Source organism: Flavihumibacter stibioxidans, from assembly GCF_014332695.1.
GTDB lineage: Bacteria > Bacteroidota > Bacteroidia > Chitinophagales > Chitinophagaceae > Flavihumibacter > Flavihumibacter stibioxidans.
Genome location: NZ_MBUA01000012.1, coordinates 106830 through 121127 on the forward strand (window position 1 = coordinate 106830; position 14298 = coordinate 121127).

The 14298-nt window shown below is 49.4% G+C and carries 13 protein-coding genes; 8 read left to right on the forward strand and 5 right to left on the reverse strand.

Annotated elements, in window-relative coordinates; genetic code table 11:
- Positions 1 to 111 precede the first annotated feature (111 nt).
- From pheT to BC349_RS07595, 3 genes are read left to right on the forward strand one after another with little or no spacing between them, the layout of a single operon-like run.
- Positions 112 to 2535: a phenylalanine--tRNA ligase subunit beta gene (gene pheT, locus BC349_RS07585; protein ID WP_187256157.1), complete on the forward strand. Its 2424-nt coding sequence runs from the start codon at positions 112 to 114 to the stop codon at positions 2533 to 2535.
- A 27-nt stretch (positions 2536 to 2562) separates the two neighbouring features.
- Positions 2563 to 2853: a hypothetical protein gene (locus BC349_RS07590; RefSeq protein WP_187256158.1), complete on the forward strand. Its 291-nt coding sequence runs from the start codon at positions 2563 to 2565 to the stop codon at positions 2851 to 2853.
- A 40-nt stretch (positions 2854 to 2893) separates the two neighbouring features.
- Positions 2894 to 3199, forward strand: a complete 306-nt coding sequence (locus BC349_RS07595; protein ID WP_187256159.1) for a cell division protein ZapA — start codon at positions 2894 to 2896, stop codon at positions 3197 to 3199.
- 134 nt (positions 3200 to 3333) lie between these two features.
- Here BC349_RS07595 and BC349_RS07600 read toward each other — a convergent pair whose 3' ends face one another.
- A complete protein-coding gene (locus tag BC349_RS07600; RefSeq protein WP_187256160.1) occupies positions 3334 to 4455 on the reverse strand; it encodes a TlpA disulfide reductase family protein in 1122 nt (373 codons plus the stop codon).
- A 160-nt stretch (positions 4456 to 4615) separates the two neighbouring features.
- Here BC349_RS07600 and rny point away from each other — a divergent pair, with 160 nt between their 5' ends.
- The 5 genes from rny (at position 4616) to BC349_RS07625 (ending at position 9638) form a co-directional block, all read left to right on the forward strand.
- Positions 4616 to 6181: a ribonuclease Y gene (gene rny / locus BC349_RS07605; RefSeq protein ID WP_187256161.1), complete on the forward strand. Its 1566-nt coding sequence runs from the start codon at positions 4616 to 4618 to the stop codon at positions 6179 to 6181.
- An 86-nt stretch (positions 6182 to 6267) separates the two neighbouring features.
- On the forward strand, positions 6268 to 6630 hold the full coding sequence (rplS, locus tag BC349_RS07610; protein ID WP_187256162.1) for a 50S ribosomal protein L19: 363 nt from the start codon (positions 6268 to 6270) through the stop codon (positions 6628 to 6630).
- 136 nt (positions 6631 to 6766) lie between these two features.
- Positions 6767 to 6991: a Sec-independent protein translocase subunit TatA/TatB gene (locus tag BC349_RS07615; RefSeq protein WP_246456851.1), complete on the forward strand. Its 225-nt coding sequence runs from the start codon at positions 6767 to 6769 to the stop codon at positions 6989 to 6991.
- 48 nt (positions 6992 to 7039) lie between these two features.
- On the forward strand, positions 7040 to 8476 hold the full coding sequence (gatA, locus tag BC349_RS07620; protein WP_187256163.1) for an Asp-tRNA(Asn)/Glu-tRNA(Gln) amidotransferase subunit GatA: 1437 nt from the start codon (positions 7040 to 7042) through the stop codon (positions 8474 to 8476).
- 70 nt (positions 8477 to 8546) lie between these two features.
- Positions 8547 to 9638 (forward strand): lytic transglycosylase domain-containing protein, encoded by a 1092-nt coding sequence (locus BC349_RS07625; RefSeq protein ID WP_187256164.1) that lies wholly within the window; start codon positions 8547 to 8549, stop codon positions 9636 to 9638.
- On the opposite strand, the gene BC349_RS07630 is transcribed toward BC349_RS07625, so the two are convergent.
- From BC349_RS07630 to BC349_RS07645, 4 genes are all read right to left on the reverse strand, one after another.
- On the reverse strand, positions 9635 to 10951 hold the full coding sequence (locus BC349_RS07630) for an anthranilate synthase component I family protein (RefSeq protein WP_187256165.1): 1317 nt from the start codon (positions 10949 to 10951) through the stop codon (positions 9635 to 9637). The two genes, BC349_RS07625 and BC349_RS07630, sit on opposite strands and share 4 nt — an antisense overlap.
- Positions 10951 to 11385 carry a hypothetical protein gene (locus BC349_RS07635; RefSeq protein WP_187256166.1) on the reverse strand — a complete coding sequence of 145 codons (435 nt, stop codon included), beginning with the start codon at positions 11383 to 11385 and terminating at the stop codon, positions 10951 to 10953. Before BC349_RS07635 ends, BC349_RS07630 begins: the two co-directional genes overlap by 1 nt.
- Positions 11386 to 11472: 87 nt before the next feature.
- Positions 11473 to 12735 (reverse strand): adenylosuccinate synthase, encoded by a 1263-nt coding sequence (locus tag BC349_RS07640; RefSeq protein WP_187256167.1) that lies wholly within the window; start codon positions 12733 to 12735, stop codon positions 11473 to 11475.
- 147 nt (positions 12736 to 12882) lie between these two features.
- Positions 12883 to 14289 (reverse strand): RagB/SusD family nutrient uptake outer membrane protein, encoded by a 1407-nt coding sequence (locus BC349_RS07645; protein WP_187256168.1) that lies wholly within the window; start codon positions 14287 to 14289, stop codon positions 12883 to 12885.
- Between the last annotated feature and the right edge of the window lie 9 nt (positions 14290 to 14298).

A 14298-nucleotide genomic window follows, 5' to 3' on the forward strand; every position in this document is an offset into this window, starting at 1 on the left:
TTAAAACTGCGCAGGCGCATAAACTGTACATGCCTGCACAAACTGTTATATTTGCGTTCACCGGAGGCCGGAACATGGCCCCGTTCTACATATATAAATATAATAGGATACATGACGATTTCGTACAATTGGCTGAGCGAATATTTACCCGTTACCGTTGAACCGGAAAGATTATCCAGAATTCTCACTGCCATCGGTCTGGAAGTGGAAAGCATGGAAACTTATGAATCTGTGAAAGGAAGTCTCAAAGGATTGGTGATCGGCGAAGTTCTGACCTGCGGGCAACACCCCAATGCAGATAAATTAAAATTGACCACGGTTGACACAGGAAGTGGTTCCCCCCTGCAGATTGTATGCGGTGCAGCCAATGTGGCTGCCGGACAAAAAGTGGTGGTAGCACCGGCAGGAACCACCATCTACCCGAAATCAGGCGATCCGCTTACCATGAAGGTTGCCAAAATTCGTGGCGTGGAGAGCCATGGCATGATCTGCGCGGAAGATGAAATTGGCCTGAGCGACGACCACAGCGGCATTATGGTTTTATCCCCCGACCTTAAAACCGGAACTTCGGCCGCCAGCCTTTTCCCGCTATATAATGATATCATATTTGAAATAGGCCTTACGCCCAACCGTATGGACGCTATGAGCCATTTGGGTGTAGCCCGCGACGTATGCGCCTATCTCACCCACCACGATAAAAAAGAATTGCGGGTCAAATCGCCATCTGTCAATGCTTTCAAGGTACAGGAACAGTCGCTCCCCATTTCAGTGACCATCAAAAACACCGAAGCCTGCCAGCGCTATTCCGGGGTAAGCATGACCGGTATAACTATAGCAGAATCACCGCAGTGGCTTAAGGATAAATTACTGGCAATCGGGGTGAGACCCATCAACAATATTGTGGACATCACCAATTTTGTATTGCACGAGACCGGCCAGCCCCTGCATGCTTTTGATGCCGATGCCATCACCGGCAATAAAGTGATTGTACAGACACTTGCAGACCAGACTGCCTTCATCACACTTGATGAGAAAGAAAGGAAACTTGCCGCGGAAGACCTGATGATCTGTAATGAGCAGGAAGGCATGTGCATTGCCGGTGTTTTTGGCGGGGCAAAAAGCGGTGTAACGGAAAAGACTACCCGCATTCTCCTGGAAAGCGCCTGGTTCCAGCCGGCTTCCATCCGTAAAACATCTTTCCGTCACGGCCTGCGTACCGATGCCGCGGCCCGCTTTGAAAAGGGGGTAGACATTTCCCAGACTGTCAACGTTCTGAAAAGGGCCGCACTGCTCATAAAAGAGCTTGCCGGTGGCACCATTGCCTCAGAAATCATTGATGTATATCCCCAGCCTGCTGATAAAAAACAGGTGGCGATCAAGTATCACTACCTTAAAAAACTGAGTGGCAAAAATTACCATCCCGATACCGTGAAAAAGATCCTTGAAGCCCTTGGCTTTGAGGTGATGAAAGACGGAATCGACGAGCTTTGGGTATCGGTTCCTTTCAGCAAGCCGGACATTTCCATACCTGCTGATATCGTGGAAGAAGTGTTGCGGATAGATGGCCTCGACAATGTGGATATCCCCTCTGCCATTACCATCACGCCATCAGTGGAGGATGACAGGGAAGGCAGGCTTCGCGAAAAGATTGCCCAATACCTGGCCGGTTCAGGATTCCGTGAGATACTGACCAATTCGATCACCAACAGTGCATTTTTCAAGGAGGATCAATTGCAGGGCGCCGTCAAAATGCTCAACAACCTGAGCGTTGAACTGGACGTGCTTCGTCCGACCATGCTGGAAACGGGCCTCCAGGTAATTGCGTATAATCTTAACCGTAAGAATACGGACCTCAGGCTTTTTGAATGGGGGAAAACCTATCACAGCAAGGCTGTAGGTAACTACGAAGAGCAACCGCATTGCTGCATTTACCTGAGCGGGCAGTTCAGTCCTGCCTCCTGGCGGTCCAGGGGAAGCGATGGCGACTTCTTCGTGCTGAAAGGTGTGGTTGAAAAAATCGGCCAGGCAGCCGGTCTGCCTGCACTCCGCTGGGAAGCGGCGGCAGGTGAAGGGCTCACCCAGTCGCTCGCCATCTTCGCAGGCCGCGACCAGATAGGCATTGCAGGCCGGGTTTCGAAATCCAAGGCCGGGCAGTTTGATATCAGGCAGGATGTATTTTTTGCCGACCTGGACTGGTCAATGATTGTTGCATTGGCCACCAAGAATAAAATTCGTTTCAGGGAACTTCCCAGACAGATACCGGTACAGCGCGACCTGGCAATGGTTGTCGCCAAAAACCTGCCCTATGCTGCCATTGAATCTGCTGTCGGCAAGGCTGCGGTCAGCAAACTCTCGGGCATGTCACTTTTTGATCTCTTTGAAAGTGACAAACTGGGGGCTGATAAAAAATCTGTGGCGGTAAGTTTCACCTTCCTTGATGAAGAAAAAACCATGACCGACAAAGAGATTGAGGCCATGATGCAGAAGCTAATCGGTGCGCTGGAAAAAGAGGCAGGTGCGGAAATCAGGAAATGAAGAACAAAGCCTTAGTGTTATAATGATATGCAGGAATTGCTGAACCATATTAGCCGGATACAGGAAAAGTTGCAGGGTTTGCAAAGACAATACCTGCAGCTTCAGCGTGACAATGAAAGGCTGGTGCAGCAACAACAGCAATTCGAGGAGAAGGACCGGCTGCAGCAATTCAGGCTGGAAGAACTGGAACGGCAACTGGAACTGGTGAAAGCCACCCGGCCGGCACAGATGAACGAAGCGGATCGCCAGGCACTTGAGAAAAGGATCAATCAATACCTGCGGGAAATCGACAAATGCATCGCCTTACTGAACGAATAATATAGTCGGAACACCATCAACACAGCTGAACCCAATCATAATGGCTGAACAACTTATACCGGTTAATATTGTGATCGGCGACCGCAGTTACCGCATCAGGATCCGTCCCCAGGATGAAGAAGCGGTGCGTAATACCATTAAAGTGATCAATGACAAAGTGATCGAATTCAAGACACAGTTCTCGGCAAAGGACATGCAGGACTATATCGCGATGGTATTGGTATGGTATGCCACCGAAAAGAGCCAACAGACGCAGGAAGGCCTGGAAACCCGGGCCGTGGAGGAAAAGCTGTCCCAGTTGGAAACAATGATCGATAAGTTGGGTTCACAGGTGTCTGACGTTTGAGATCGTCGAATTCAGTAATCCTAAACGTCAGACACCTGATCGGGTCTTGAGGTGTCTGACATTTAGCATGACAGAATACCGCGAATCCAAATGTCAGACACCTTACCCGACCCAAACGTCAGACGGCTTAAACCCTAAAACAATTCCGCTAATTTTTCCTGAAGTTCATTGCCACGCAGGTTGCGGGCAATGATCCTGCCCGTCGGGTCCAGCAGGAGATTCTGCGGGATTGCACCAATACCATATTGTTTGGCCACGGCATTATCCCAGAACTGCAGGTCTGACACCTGGGTCCATCCCAGCTTATCGTCCTTGATTGCCTTGATCCATTTATCCCTGGCGTTAGGCCGGTCAAGTGAAACCCCCAGGACAGTGAATCCTTTGTCCTTATAAGTGTCATAAGCTTTTACCAGATTCGGGTTTTCCTGGCGGCAGGGACCGCACCAGCTCGCCCAGAAATCGATGAGCAGGTATTTGCCCCGGAAAGAGGACAGGGCAATTGGATTACCGGAAGTGTCATTTTGTACAAATTCCATGGCCATCTGCCCGACCGCCGTTTTTTTGGCAATATTCACTTTGTCTTCCAGTTCAACTGCGGACGGGTAGGATTTCAGCACCGGGTCCAGCAGCCTGAGAAGCGGCACCACTTCATCGGGGTTGATATCATACCCGGCAAACTGGCGCAGGGCATACACCGCCGCAGGGGAAGCCGGGTTATTTTTAACAAACCGGCCAAATACATTTGCCCGGTGCTCGGCAGAAACTTTTTCAATCTGGTTTTCGAGTGTATTCAGGGATGCGGTATCGCCCGCTTTCCTGGCTTTGCTATAAGCATCGTACATTTCTTCCAGGCGGGTAATATAGGTTTTCCCCTGTTGCTGGATATCCTGGTAATCGTTATGAGCCAGTGAGCCATACACCGTTATATTGGTAAATGTATCGCTGTGTAAAACCCTTATATCGGATGGTTCCAGGAAAACCGAAACGTTCAGCGGACGGGTTCCGGGTGCCGCTTTTGGGTTTGCCAGCACCAGGCTGGCCAATTCGGGTTCCTTCAGCGTCCCCTCAAAAAAGTAGTTCCCATTGGTGATCATTGTACTGTCGCGCACCCAGGCACCTGAGCTTCGGTATTGGAGATAAAGCTTATCACCGGGCAGGCTTATTCTCTGAAAACTCCCCTGGAGGTTAAATTTTTTTTCCTGGGCCAACCCCAATAAAGGGAGGAGGCAGAATAAGGATCCGGTTATTATTTTCATATCACACATTCTTTAGGGCAAATTACAGTTCATGGCGGAAATGACCCATACCATTTATCCAATGAATTCGTATTTTCGCAAATTAGCATCTTACTCAACCAGTTATGAAGTATGTGCAGAATAAAAGTACGATTGTAAACAGCTTAAAAACAAACACTAAATGAACGAAACCATAATGATATTAATCGCAGCTATTACAGGGCTGGCAGCCGGTATAGTGGCGGGAAAATTCATTTTCAAGGCCAACACGCAGCAAAAGATCAATGAAGCAGAACTGCATGCAAAGCAAATTCTGAAAGACGCTCAGTCACAGGCAGAAACCCTTAAAAAGGAAAAACTTCTCGAAGCCAAGGAAAAATTCGTGCAGTTAAAAGCAGAGCACGACAAGGAAGTGCTGGACAGGAACCGGAAACTGGGTGATTCTGAAAACCGGATTAAGCAGAAAGAGCAGACAATCAACCAGAAAGAGGGTAACCTCGACAAGCAGATCAAAGAGAATGAAGCCATCAAGGAAAACCTGAACCGCCAGATTGAACTGGTGAATATCAAGCGTACCGAGCTGGAAAAACACCAGGAAGAACATATCCGCCGCCTGGAAAAGATCGCCGGATTAACCGCTGATGAAGCCAGGAACCAGCTGGTAGAAAGCCTGAAACAGGAAGCACACACCCAGGCCATCGCAGTTCAGCAGGAAATCATCGACGACGCCAAACAAAAAGCCAATAAGGAAGCGCGTAAGATCATCATCCAGACCATCCAGCGTACAGCCGCGGAGCAGGCAATTGAAAACTCCATCACTGTATTCAACCTGGAGAGCGATGAGATCAAGGGCCAGATCATCGGCCGTGAGGGACGTAATATCCGGGCCATTGAAGCGGCTACCGGTGTGGACCTGATTGTGGACGATACCCCGGAAGCCATCATTCTTTCATCCTTTGATCCCCTGCGCCGGGAAATTGCCCGTCTCAGCCTCCAGCGCCTGGTAACCGACGGACGTATCCACCCGGCCCGTATTGAGGAAGTGGTGGAGAAAACCCGTCGCCAGATTGAGGAGCAGGTGATGGAAATTGGTGAAAGGACAGTGATTGAACTCGGTATCCATGGCCTTCACAAGGAGTTGGTACGGATTGTAGGTAAAATGAGGTTCCGTTCTTCTTACGGCCAGAACCTGCTGATGCACAGCCGTGAAGTAGCCAACCTCTGTGGTATCATGGCATCTGAACTGGGCATGAACCCCAAACTGGCCAAACGCGCCGGACTCCTGCACGATATTGGTAAAGTTCCTGATGAGGAATCAGAACTGAGCCATGCCCTGCTGGGCGCTAAACTGGCGGAAAAATATGGGGAGAACCCTGCCGTGGTAAACGCTATCGGAGCCCACCATGATGAGATGGAAATGCAGTATGTGATCTCTCCGATCGTTCAGGCCTGTGACGCCATCAGCGGCGCCCGTCCCGGAGCACGTCGTGAGATCATGCAGCAATACCTGCAAAGGATCAAGGACCTGGAAAATATGGCGATGGCCTACCAGGGAGTGGAAAAAGCCTATGCTATCCAGGCCGGACGTGAGCTGAGGGTAATCGTGGAAGCAGACAAGGTTACGGATGCAGACAGTGACCGCCTGAGTTTTGAAATAGCACAGAAAATCCAGACGGAAATGACTTTCCCCGGCCAGATCAGGGTAACCGTGATCAGGGAAAAGAGGGCTGTGAACGTGGCGAGATAGTCCCTGGCTTTTTCACCTTTTTTCTATTTTCTTTTGGAGATTCAATATTAACTCCTACCTTTGCCGTCCGATAAAATTAGAATGTCATGAACGCAGTAGCATTTGTTCACGAGCAGTTAACGCAGAAAAGAGAATTCCCGAAGTTCAAAGCCGGTGACAACGTTACCGTTAACTATAAGATTGTAGAAGGAAACAAGGAGCGTATCCAGAGTTTCAAAGGCGATGTAATTAAGCGCCAGGGACAGGGTAGCACCCAAACCTTTACCGTTCGTAAGATCTCTGACGGTGTGGGTGTGGAAAGGACCTTCCCCCTGTTCAGCCCGAACATTGACTCTATAGTGATGAACAAAGTAGGCAAGGTTCGCCGCGCGAAACTTTACTTCCTGCGCGAACGCAGCGGAAAGAGCGCACGTATCAAGGAAAAGAAAATGGCAGTTGCTGCAAAATAATCCACAAAAAAGCCACCCTGAGGGTGGCTTTTTTGTGGGGGAAATATTCATACCCGGGTTGCAGAATTGTGAAATTGCTTTGAATCGTTTGCTCCAATAATCCCGTATCTTTACAAACTACAAAAATCAATTTAGCATGTTAGTAGCTAATCCTTTATTACTGATCTCCATGCCGGGTGGAAGTGAGTGGATCCTGATCATCCTGGTAGTGCTGTTATTATTTGGTGGCAGAAAGATTCCCGAACTGATGCGTGGCCTGGGCCGTGGTATCCGTGAATTCCAGGATGCCAAGAACAATGTGAAAGATGAAATTGAGCAGGGCATGAAAGAGAAGGAGAAGACCCCCACTTCCCAGCAATAATGCCCCCGGACTTACCGCAAGCGTTGAACCATAGAAACCAGATTGGCTTTGTTTGTATACGAATCGATAGCAGACTATCATAAAGAATTGAAACAAAACTCCACTACCTGCGCTGCAGTAGTGGAGTTTTATTTGCAACGAATCGCCGCTGAGAAACATCTCAACGCCTTTGTGGAAGTGTTTGAATCCGATGCCCGCCGCCAGGCAGGCGAGCTGGATAAAGCCATCAGATCCGGCCAACCCCTTCTGCCTTTGCACGGAGTGATCATTGGTATCAAGGATGTACTCTGCTACGAGGGACATAAGGTTTCCGCTGCATCCAGGATGCTGGAAGAATTTACCGCCCCTTATTCCGCCACAGCTATCAGGAAATTGCTGGATGCAGGCGCCATCATCATAGGCCGCCTGAATTGCGACGAATTCGCCATGGGCTCCTCCAATGAAAACTCTGCCTACGGCCCAACCCTGAACGCACTCGACAATTCACGGGTACCAGGTGGATCTTCAGGTGGATCTGCCGTAGCTGTTCAGGCAGGACTCTGCATGGTAAGCCTCGGAAGTGATACGGGCGGATCAGTACGCCAACCTGCCGATTTCTGCGGCATCATCGGGCTTAAACCCAGTTATGGACGCGTATCCAGGTATGGGTTGATCGCTTATGCATCTTCTTTCGACCAGGTAGGAATCTTCGGTAAAAATGTACCGGATGTGGCATCGGTTTTACAGGTTATTTCAGGAGCCGACCCATTCGACAGCACTGCTTCCCCCAGGCAAGTGCCAGACTATATATCGGACTTAAAACCCTCCGCAACCCCCATCCGTTTCGCCTATTTCAGGGACGCCGTAGAGCACCCCTCGCTGGATCCTGAGATCAGGGCAGCCCTGCTCAGCTATTTCGACAGGCTCCGGCAAGCCGGCCATACTGTTGAGCCGGTCGAGTTCCCCCTGATGAAATATATTGTCCCGACCTATTATATCCTGACCACCGCTGAGGCTTCCTCCAACCTTTCCAGGTTCGACGGCGTGCGTTATGGACACCGGAGCAAGCAGGCCTTTTCAGATTTAGCAGAATTTTATGCACATAACCGCTCTGAGGGTTTTGGCCCCGAAGTAAAGCGCAGGATCATGCTCGGCAGCTTCGTACTAAGTGCGGGATACTATGACGCTTACTTCACCCGCGCACAGCAGGTCCGTCGTCGCCTGGTTGATCAAACACAACTGATTTTCAAGGACTTCGACGTTATTCTTTCCCCCACGGCCCCCACCCCGGCCTTCCGTTTCGGCGAAAAAACCGAAGATCCGATCGCCATGTACCTGGGTGATATTTACACCGTTTTCGCCAACCTTACAGGTGTTCCGGCGATCTCCCTCCCCATTTTTTGGCACAGTAATGGCATGCCTTTTGGTCTCCAGGCTATGACAAACCGGTTTGAAGAGCTATCTTTGCTGCAGGTTTCAGAGTTACTGGCACAGCAAAAAGCCTGATCCATCCCCTTGAAAATGAACCAGAATATCTGCTGAGAAACTGTTTTGATTGTGAATTTAAATCTGGAACATGAAACAATTTCTATTGATTGGGACCTTTATCGCCGGGTCTTTTGGCTTATCCGTAGGCCAGGAAAACAGGCCGGTCAGTGGTCCCGGGATCTCAGCTGATACAACTGTTGAAAAATCGATGCCCGTGGCTACTACGCCAGCAGCTGCAGATTCATCAGTAGAAATCACCACTCCCACTGTTATCAGGGACCTTTTTGAAGCTGATGCCGCAGTAGCATCATCAGCCCCCCGACTGAATCCCAGGGCGGTAAGTTTTGTGGAAGGGTATATTGAAAGTCATACCAAATCCCTCACTGCCATGAAAGGATGGGCTATGCCCTATTTTAATATGATGGATGCCATCATGGTGCAGCATGGCCTGCCCAGGGAACTGAAATACCTGGCCGTTATCGAATCAAAACTCAAATCGAACGCAGTGTCCTGGGCCGGAGCCGTTGGTCCCTGGCAGTTTATGCGTTCCACGGCTATCAGACATGGACTCAAAGTAACCAAGGCTGTTGACGAACGCACCAATTACGTTAAAAGTACCCATGCCGCTGCCCGATACCTGAAAGAACTTTACCGGATCTACGGAGACTGGTTACTGGCCATTGCCGCCTATAATGCCGGTCCCGGCAATGTACAGAAAGCCATTGCGCGCAGCGGTAGCCGTAATTTCTGGGATCTTCAATATTTCCTGCCCACCGAGACCCGTAACCATGTAAAAAAATTCATCGGCACCCACTATATTTTCGAGGGCCAGGGTGGCCTGACCACACTTACAAAGGCTGAAGTAAAGGAACATTATGGCCCCAGCTTATATGCATTCAGCAGGAAAATAACCCAGGAGGAGCAGCAATCGGCAAAAAGCCAGAAGATTTCGGGCAAATACCAGTCGGTGGTAATCGCCAAGCATATCCTGATGGACCTCAGCGAATTCAACAGGTACAATCCGGATTTTGATCGGGTTATGTCCACTGCCGCCACAGGGTATGAAATGCATTTACCAGGAGAAAAAATGGAACTTTTCAACGCCAACAAATACAATATTTTACAGGAGTCCGTACAGTTACTGCTGAGCAGTTCAGCGGCTTTGAATACCATTCTTTAACTACCCAGGGCTTCCCGGATGGCAGCAGCCTTTAACAGGCATTCTTCATACTCGAGTGCTGCATCTGCATACCAGGTGATGCCCGATCCGACCAGGCAATTCAGGTATTTTTTGGACTCATTATACATGATGCTCCTGATCACTACATTGAAATCGGCATCTCCCGTGGGACTGACATACCCTACTGCACCGGAGAAAATACCGCGTCGCACCAACTCATATTGCTCAATCAGCTCAAGGACCCTTTTCTTCGGCGCACCTGTCATGGACCCCATCGGGAAACAGGCTTTTACCGCATCCACCCAGTTCAACCCGTCTGCCAGCAGCCCGGTAACCGTAGAGATCATCTGGTGAACCTGGGGGAAACTATACACGCCAAACAATTCCTCTACCTCCACCGTTCCGGCCTTACAGATCCGCGACAGGTCATTTCTCACCAGGTCAACCACCATTACATTTTCGGAACGTTCCTTAAGGCTGGACACCAGGCCCTCTGCCAGCCGGGTATCTTCCGCAGGATCCTGCAGGTTGCGCGCTGCGGTTCCTTTTATCGGCTGCGACCACACACGGCCAGATTCGATTTTCAGAAATCGTTCCGGACTGGCGCAGGCAAGGTAAAGCTCATTGATCCTGTAATAAACCGAAAACGGATTGGGCGAGATGGCCGCCAGCCGCTGGTAAACTGCCACAGGATTTATCCTTACCTCCCCGGCAAAAAATTCCTGGCAAAAATTTATTTCATAACAATCACCCCTATGGATATGCGCTTTTAGGATGTTTATCCTGCTGACATATTCTTCCCTTTTAAAAGCAGGCGTTAATTCCACAGGCTGCGTTGCTCCTGTCGTGCCAGTTGTTTCAGCCGGGGAAGCCAGCACCAGCCGCATCAACTCAGAGGTATCAAGGGAATAGCTGCTGACAAGAACTTCCTTCCCTTTCACAAGCAGCAGATGCTCGGGTACAAAAAAATAACAGTCGGGGAATCCAAGCGGATCAGGCAGTCGTGATGGCACCTGCTCTGTTTCCTGTTTCAGGTCAAAACCAAAATGACCGAACAGCCAGTCGCGCTGCTGAAAAGCAAATGCGTTCAACAGGCCGAAAGCGTTCCCTGCATTGACCTTCACCCATTTCCAGGCACCTGCAGCCACCAGGCATTCATAGCTGCCATGCTTGTCATGGTAACCATGATTGTCCATAAAGCAACAAATGTTGAACTGGTTGGCCCAATTCAACATTTGCTGTTTTAGAACAGGCGTTACAGTGAGGGCAAATGCCGTAAAGGAACGCACTGAAGCATTATCTTGTGTAGACATCAGAAATCATCGTCGTCATCGTCAAAGCCGGTATCATTGAAGAGATCCATATCCTTAAAATCTTCATCAAGGCCAAGGTCATCTTCGTCTTTTCCTGCTTTTTTACTGCCTCCGGCCGGACTTTTCTTGGTCTTTGATTTTGGAAGATCGAATTCTTCGAAATCAGGGTCCCAGCTATCATCTTCTTCTACTTTATCCCAATCATCTTCTTCCTCCACATCTTCCTCCTCCTCTTCCTCATCTTCGGATTTTGATTTGGTTGCCTTGGCGGATTTCTTTGCGGGTGCTTTCGGGGTTTCCTCATCATCCTCTAAATCATCCTCCTCATCTTCCATTTGCTTTTTGGATTTTGAAGATGCTTTCTTTACAGGCTTATCTGAACTATCAGCAGCCTTCGGGGTCGTCTTTTTTTCCTTATCAGATTTTGAAGCCATATCACAAAAGGGATTACGTTGTAAAATTTCAGCGTTCTTTTTAATTGGCCAAATTTTTAAATAATTTTTTTAACCGGCTTCAATCACTTATACCGTTACAATCTGGTCGCGGCCGGGACCATTGGAAATATGGCTCACCTTAACACCGGTGAACTCATTGATGAAGCCAACATACTCTTTCATTTTTTCGGGCAATCCGGCATAATCAGTAATCTGGGTGGTGTCGGTATTCCAGCCAGGAAATGCCTGCAATTCGGGAACGATCTGGTGACGGGTCATCTGGAAAGGAACATAGGGGGTAACCTGCCCATCCACATTATAGGCGGTACAAACGCTCAATTCCTTGAATTTATCCAGCACATCGGCTTTTGTCATGATCACTTTGGTAACACCATTGATCATGCAGGCGTATTTGAGTGCCACCAGGTCGATCCAGCCGCAACGGCGCGGACGGCCCGTAGTGGCGCCGAATTCGTTACCCAGTTTGCGAAGTTCTTCGCCGGTTTCATCTTCCAACTCAGTTGGAAATGGTCCGCTACCAACACGGGTACAATAGGCCTTGGTTACGCCCATCACATCACGTATCTTCTGCGGAGCCACACCCAAACCGTTGCAAACGCCGGATGTAGTTGTGTTCGAAGAAGTTACAAATGGGAAAGTTCCGAAATCAATATCCAGCATACTGCCTTGTGCACCTTCTGCCAGCACTTTTTTACCCGCAGAAATCTTTTCATTGATAAAATACTCCCCATTGACAACATTCAGGCTGCGCAGGAAATCAATTGCCTCGAAAAACTCTTCTTCCCAGGCAGTGATATCTTCCTGGAAATTAAAATTATCGAGCAGGCGCTGGTGCTTGAGCCGAAGCCGGATATAGGAAGTGGTAAAACTTTTATCGAGCAGATCGCCCACCCGAAGGCCATTACGGCCGGTTTTATCCATATAGGCAGGCCCGATCCCTTTCAGGGTGGAACCGATCTTGTCATTTCCTTTCTGCAATTCTGAAGCCTTATCCAGTGCACGGTGGGTAGGCAGGATCAGGTGAGTACGCTGTGAAATGAAAAGGTTTTTCCTTACATCTACACCAAAACCGGCTACTGTTTCGCATTCCCTTTTCAGGGTTACCGGATCCAGCACCACACCGTTTCCGATCAGGTTGGTTGTATTTTCATGAAAAACACCGGAAGGGATCTGGTGCAGAACTACTTTTTTCCCTCCGACATAAAGGGTATGACCTGCATTGGGACCGCCCTGGAAACGGGCGATGATATCATATTGGGGGGCAAAATAATCTACTATCTTACCCTTACCCTCGTCGCCCCACTGGAGGCCTAAAATTGCATCTACCATGATTGTTTTTTGTATGCTTGCTGAATTGAATCAGCCAGCAAAAATAGGTGTAACAAAGACAAATAAAAAAAGCAAAAAAGGGCGCCCCCGAAGAGACGCCCTGAATTTCAGCTAATTGGCCAAAGTTTAAACCCCAAACAAATATGGTTACTGACAGGGGTTCACACTATCCCAATCCGATTCGGCCTTTGGAACCAGGAACTGGGTAAATACCGAGTGGGTTGCCTTGTCGAGTGGCAGTGTATTGAGTTTGTCATAGCGGCGCATATCAAACCAACGGTGCCCCTCCATGAAAAGGGAATACCTTCTCTGCTGCAACAGTTCATCGATGAGTTTGGCCTTGTCACCGATGACAGCAGGTTTGGCAGTGGCAAGTTTCTGGAGACCATTACCCTCCCGGATGATATCAAGGGCAGCAACCGCACCGGACAGGTCGTCTTTTTGCAATTTGGCTTCAGCATACATCAGCACCAGCTCCTCGTTACGGATGATCTTAATGGGCGAGGTGTTGGTTGCATACATCTGTACTTCATGGCTCATCAGGGGGTAATCGGGTGGAGCAGATGCTTCTTCACGCTCCCTTACCCTTGCAATACCACCCTCGGCCATACTGGCTCCGAATACACGCTTGTCGCCAGTTTCAGCCTCAGGAATGAATTTTGACTGCACCAGCATCGGAGTGCCGGTATTGTCAAATGAACGCCAGAGGGGATTGGTCACATCGCCGGAAACGTTCGAGAACATAAACTCAGGCCCTGCCTGCAGGTCGCCATCAAGATCCATAAAGGATGCATTCAATGCAGTTTCCAGGCCGGTCCAGTCCTTCTGGTACATGGCGATACGGGCTGCGACCGCACGGTTGAATTTCTTGAAACCCTCCACAGTTGACAGGTCACCCCAACCGGTTACCATTGTGAAAGGGAAAGCAGCGGAACCCGCCTGCTCCAATGCAGCCAGACCTTCGTCTGCAAGGCCTTTCAGGTAGGTAAGGGATTCCGTATAGTTCTTGAAGCAGCCAGGCTTCAGCAGATCGCCCTCTGAACTCAGATCAGAGAAACTGGTACGGATACCATTGTTGCCCATCATATTCAGGCAATTCAGCATGGCATAAGCCTGTACGGTTTTGCCAAACCCTTTTGCTGCGGCTTTTTCCGCGTCGGAAAGCGCCGAAGTATTCTGGGCCGACTGCAGCATGATTTCCGCACGACGGCGGGTTTGGTTGAATGACAGGTACCAGCCATACATAATGCCGGCTGCATCGAGTGGGATTTCTCCCTGTAACTCGCGGTAGTAACGGCTTTCAGTCTGGGCAAAGTATACGATCTCACGACCGATGGAGCCCGACCAGGCACGGAAAGAAAACACGCCGTCCGGCATCACGGACTGTACACCAACACCCAACTGGCCGATCTGTGCCCGGGTAGCATCTCTCAAAACCGATTCCTGTGTGGGAGCATTCGGGTTTTGAACATAATCTGTTTTGGTGCAGGAACTGCCGAGGACCGTTATGACAGACAGCAACAACACACTGCCTTTATAAAACTTCTTTAACATAGATTCAAA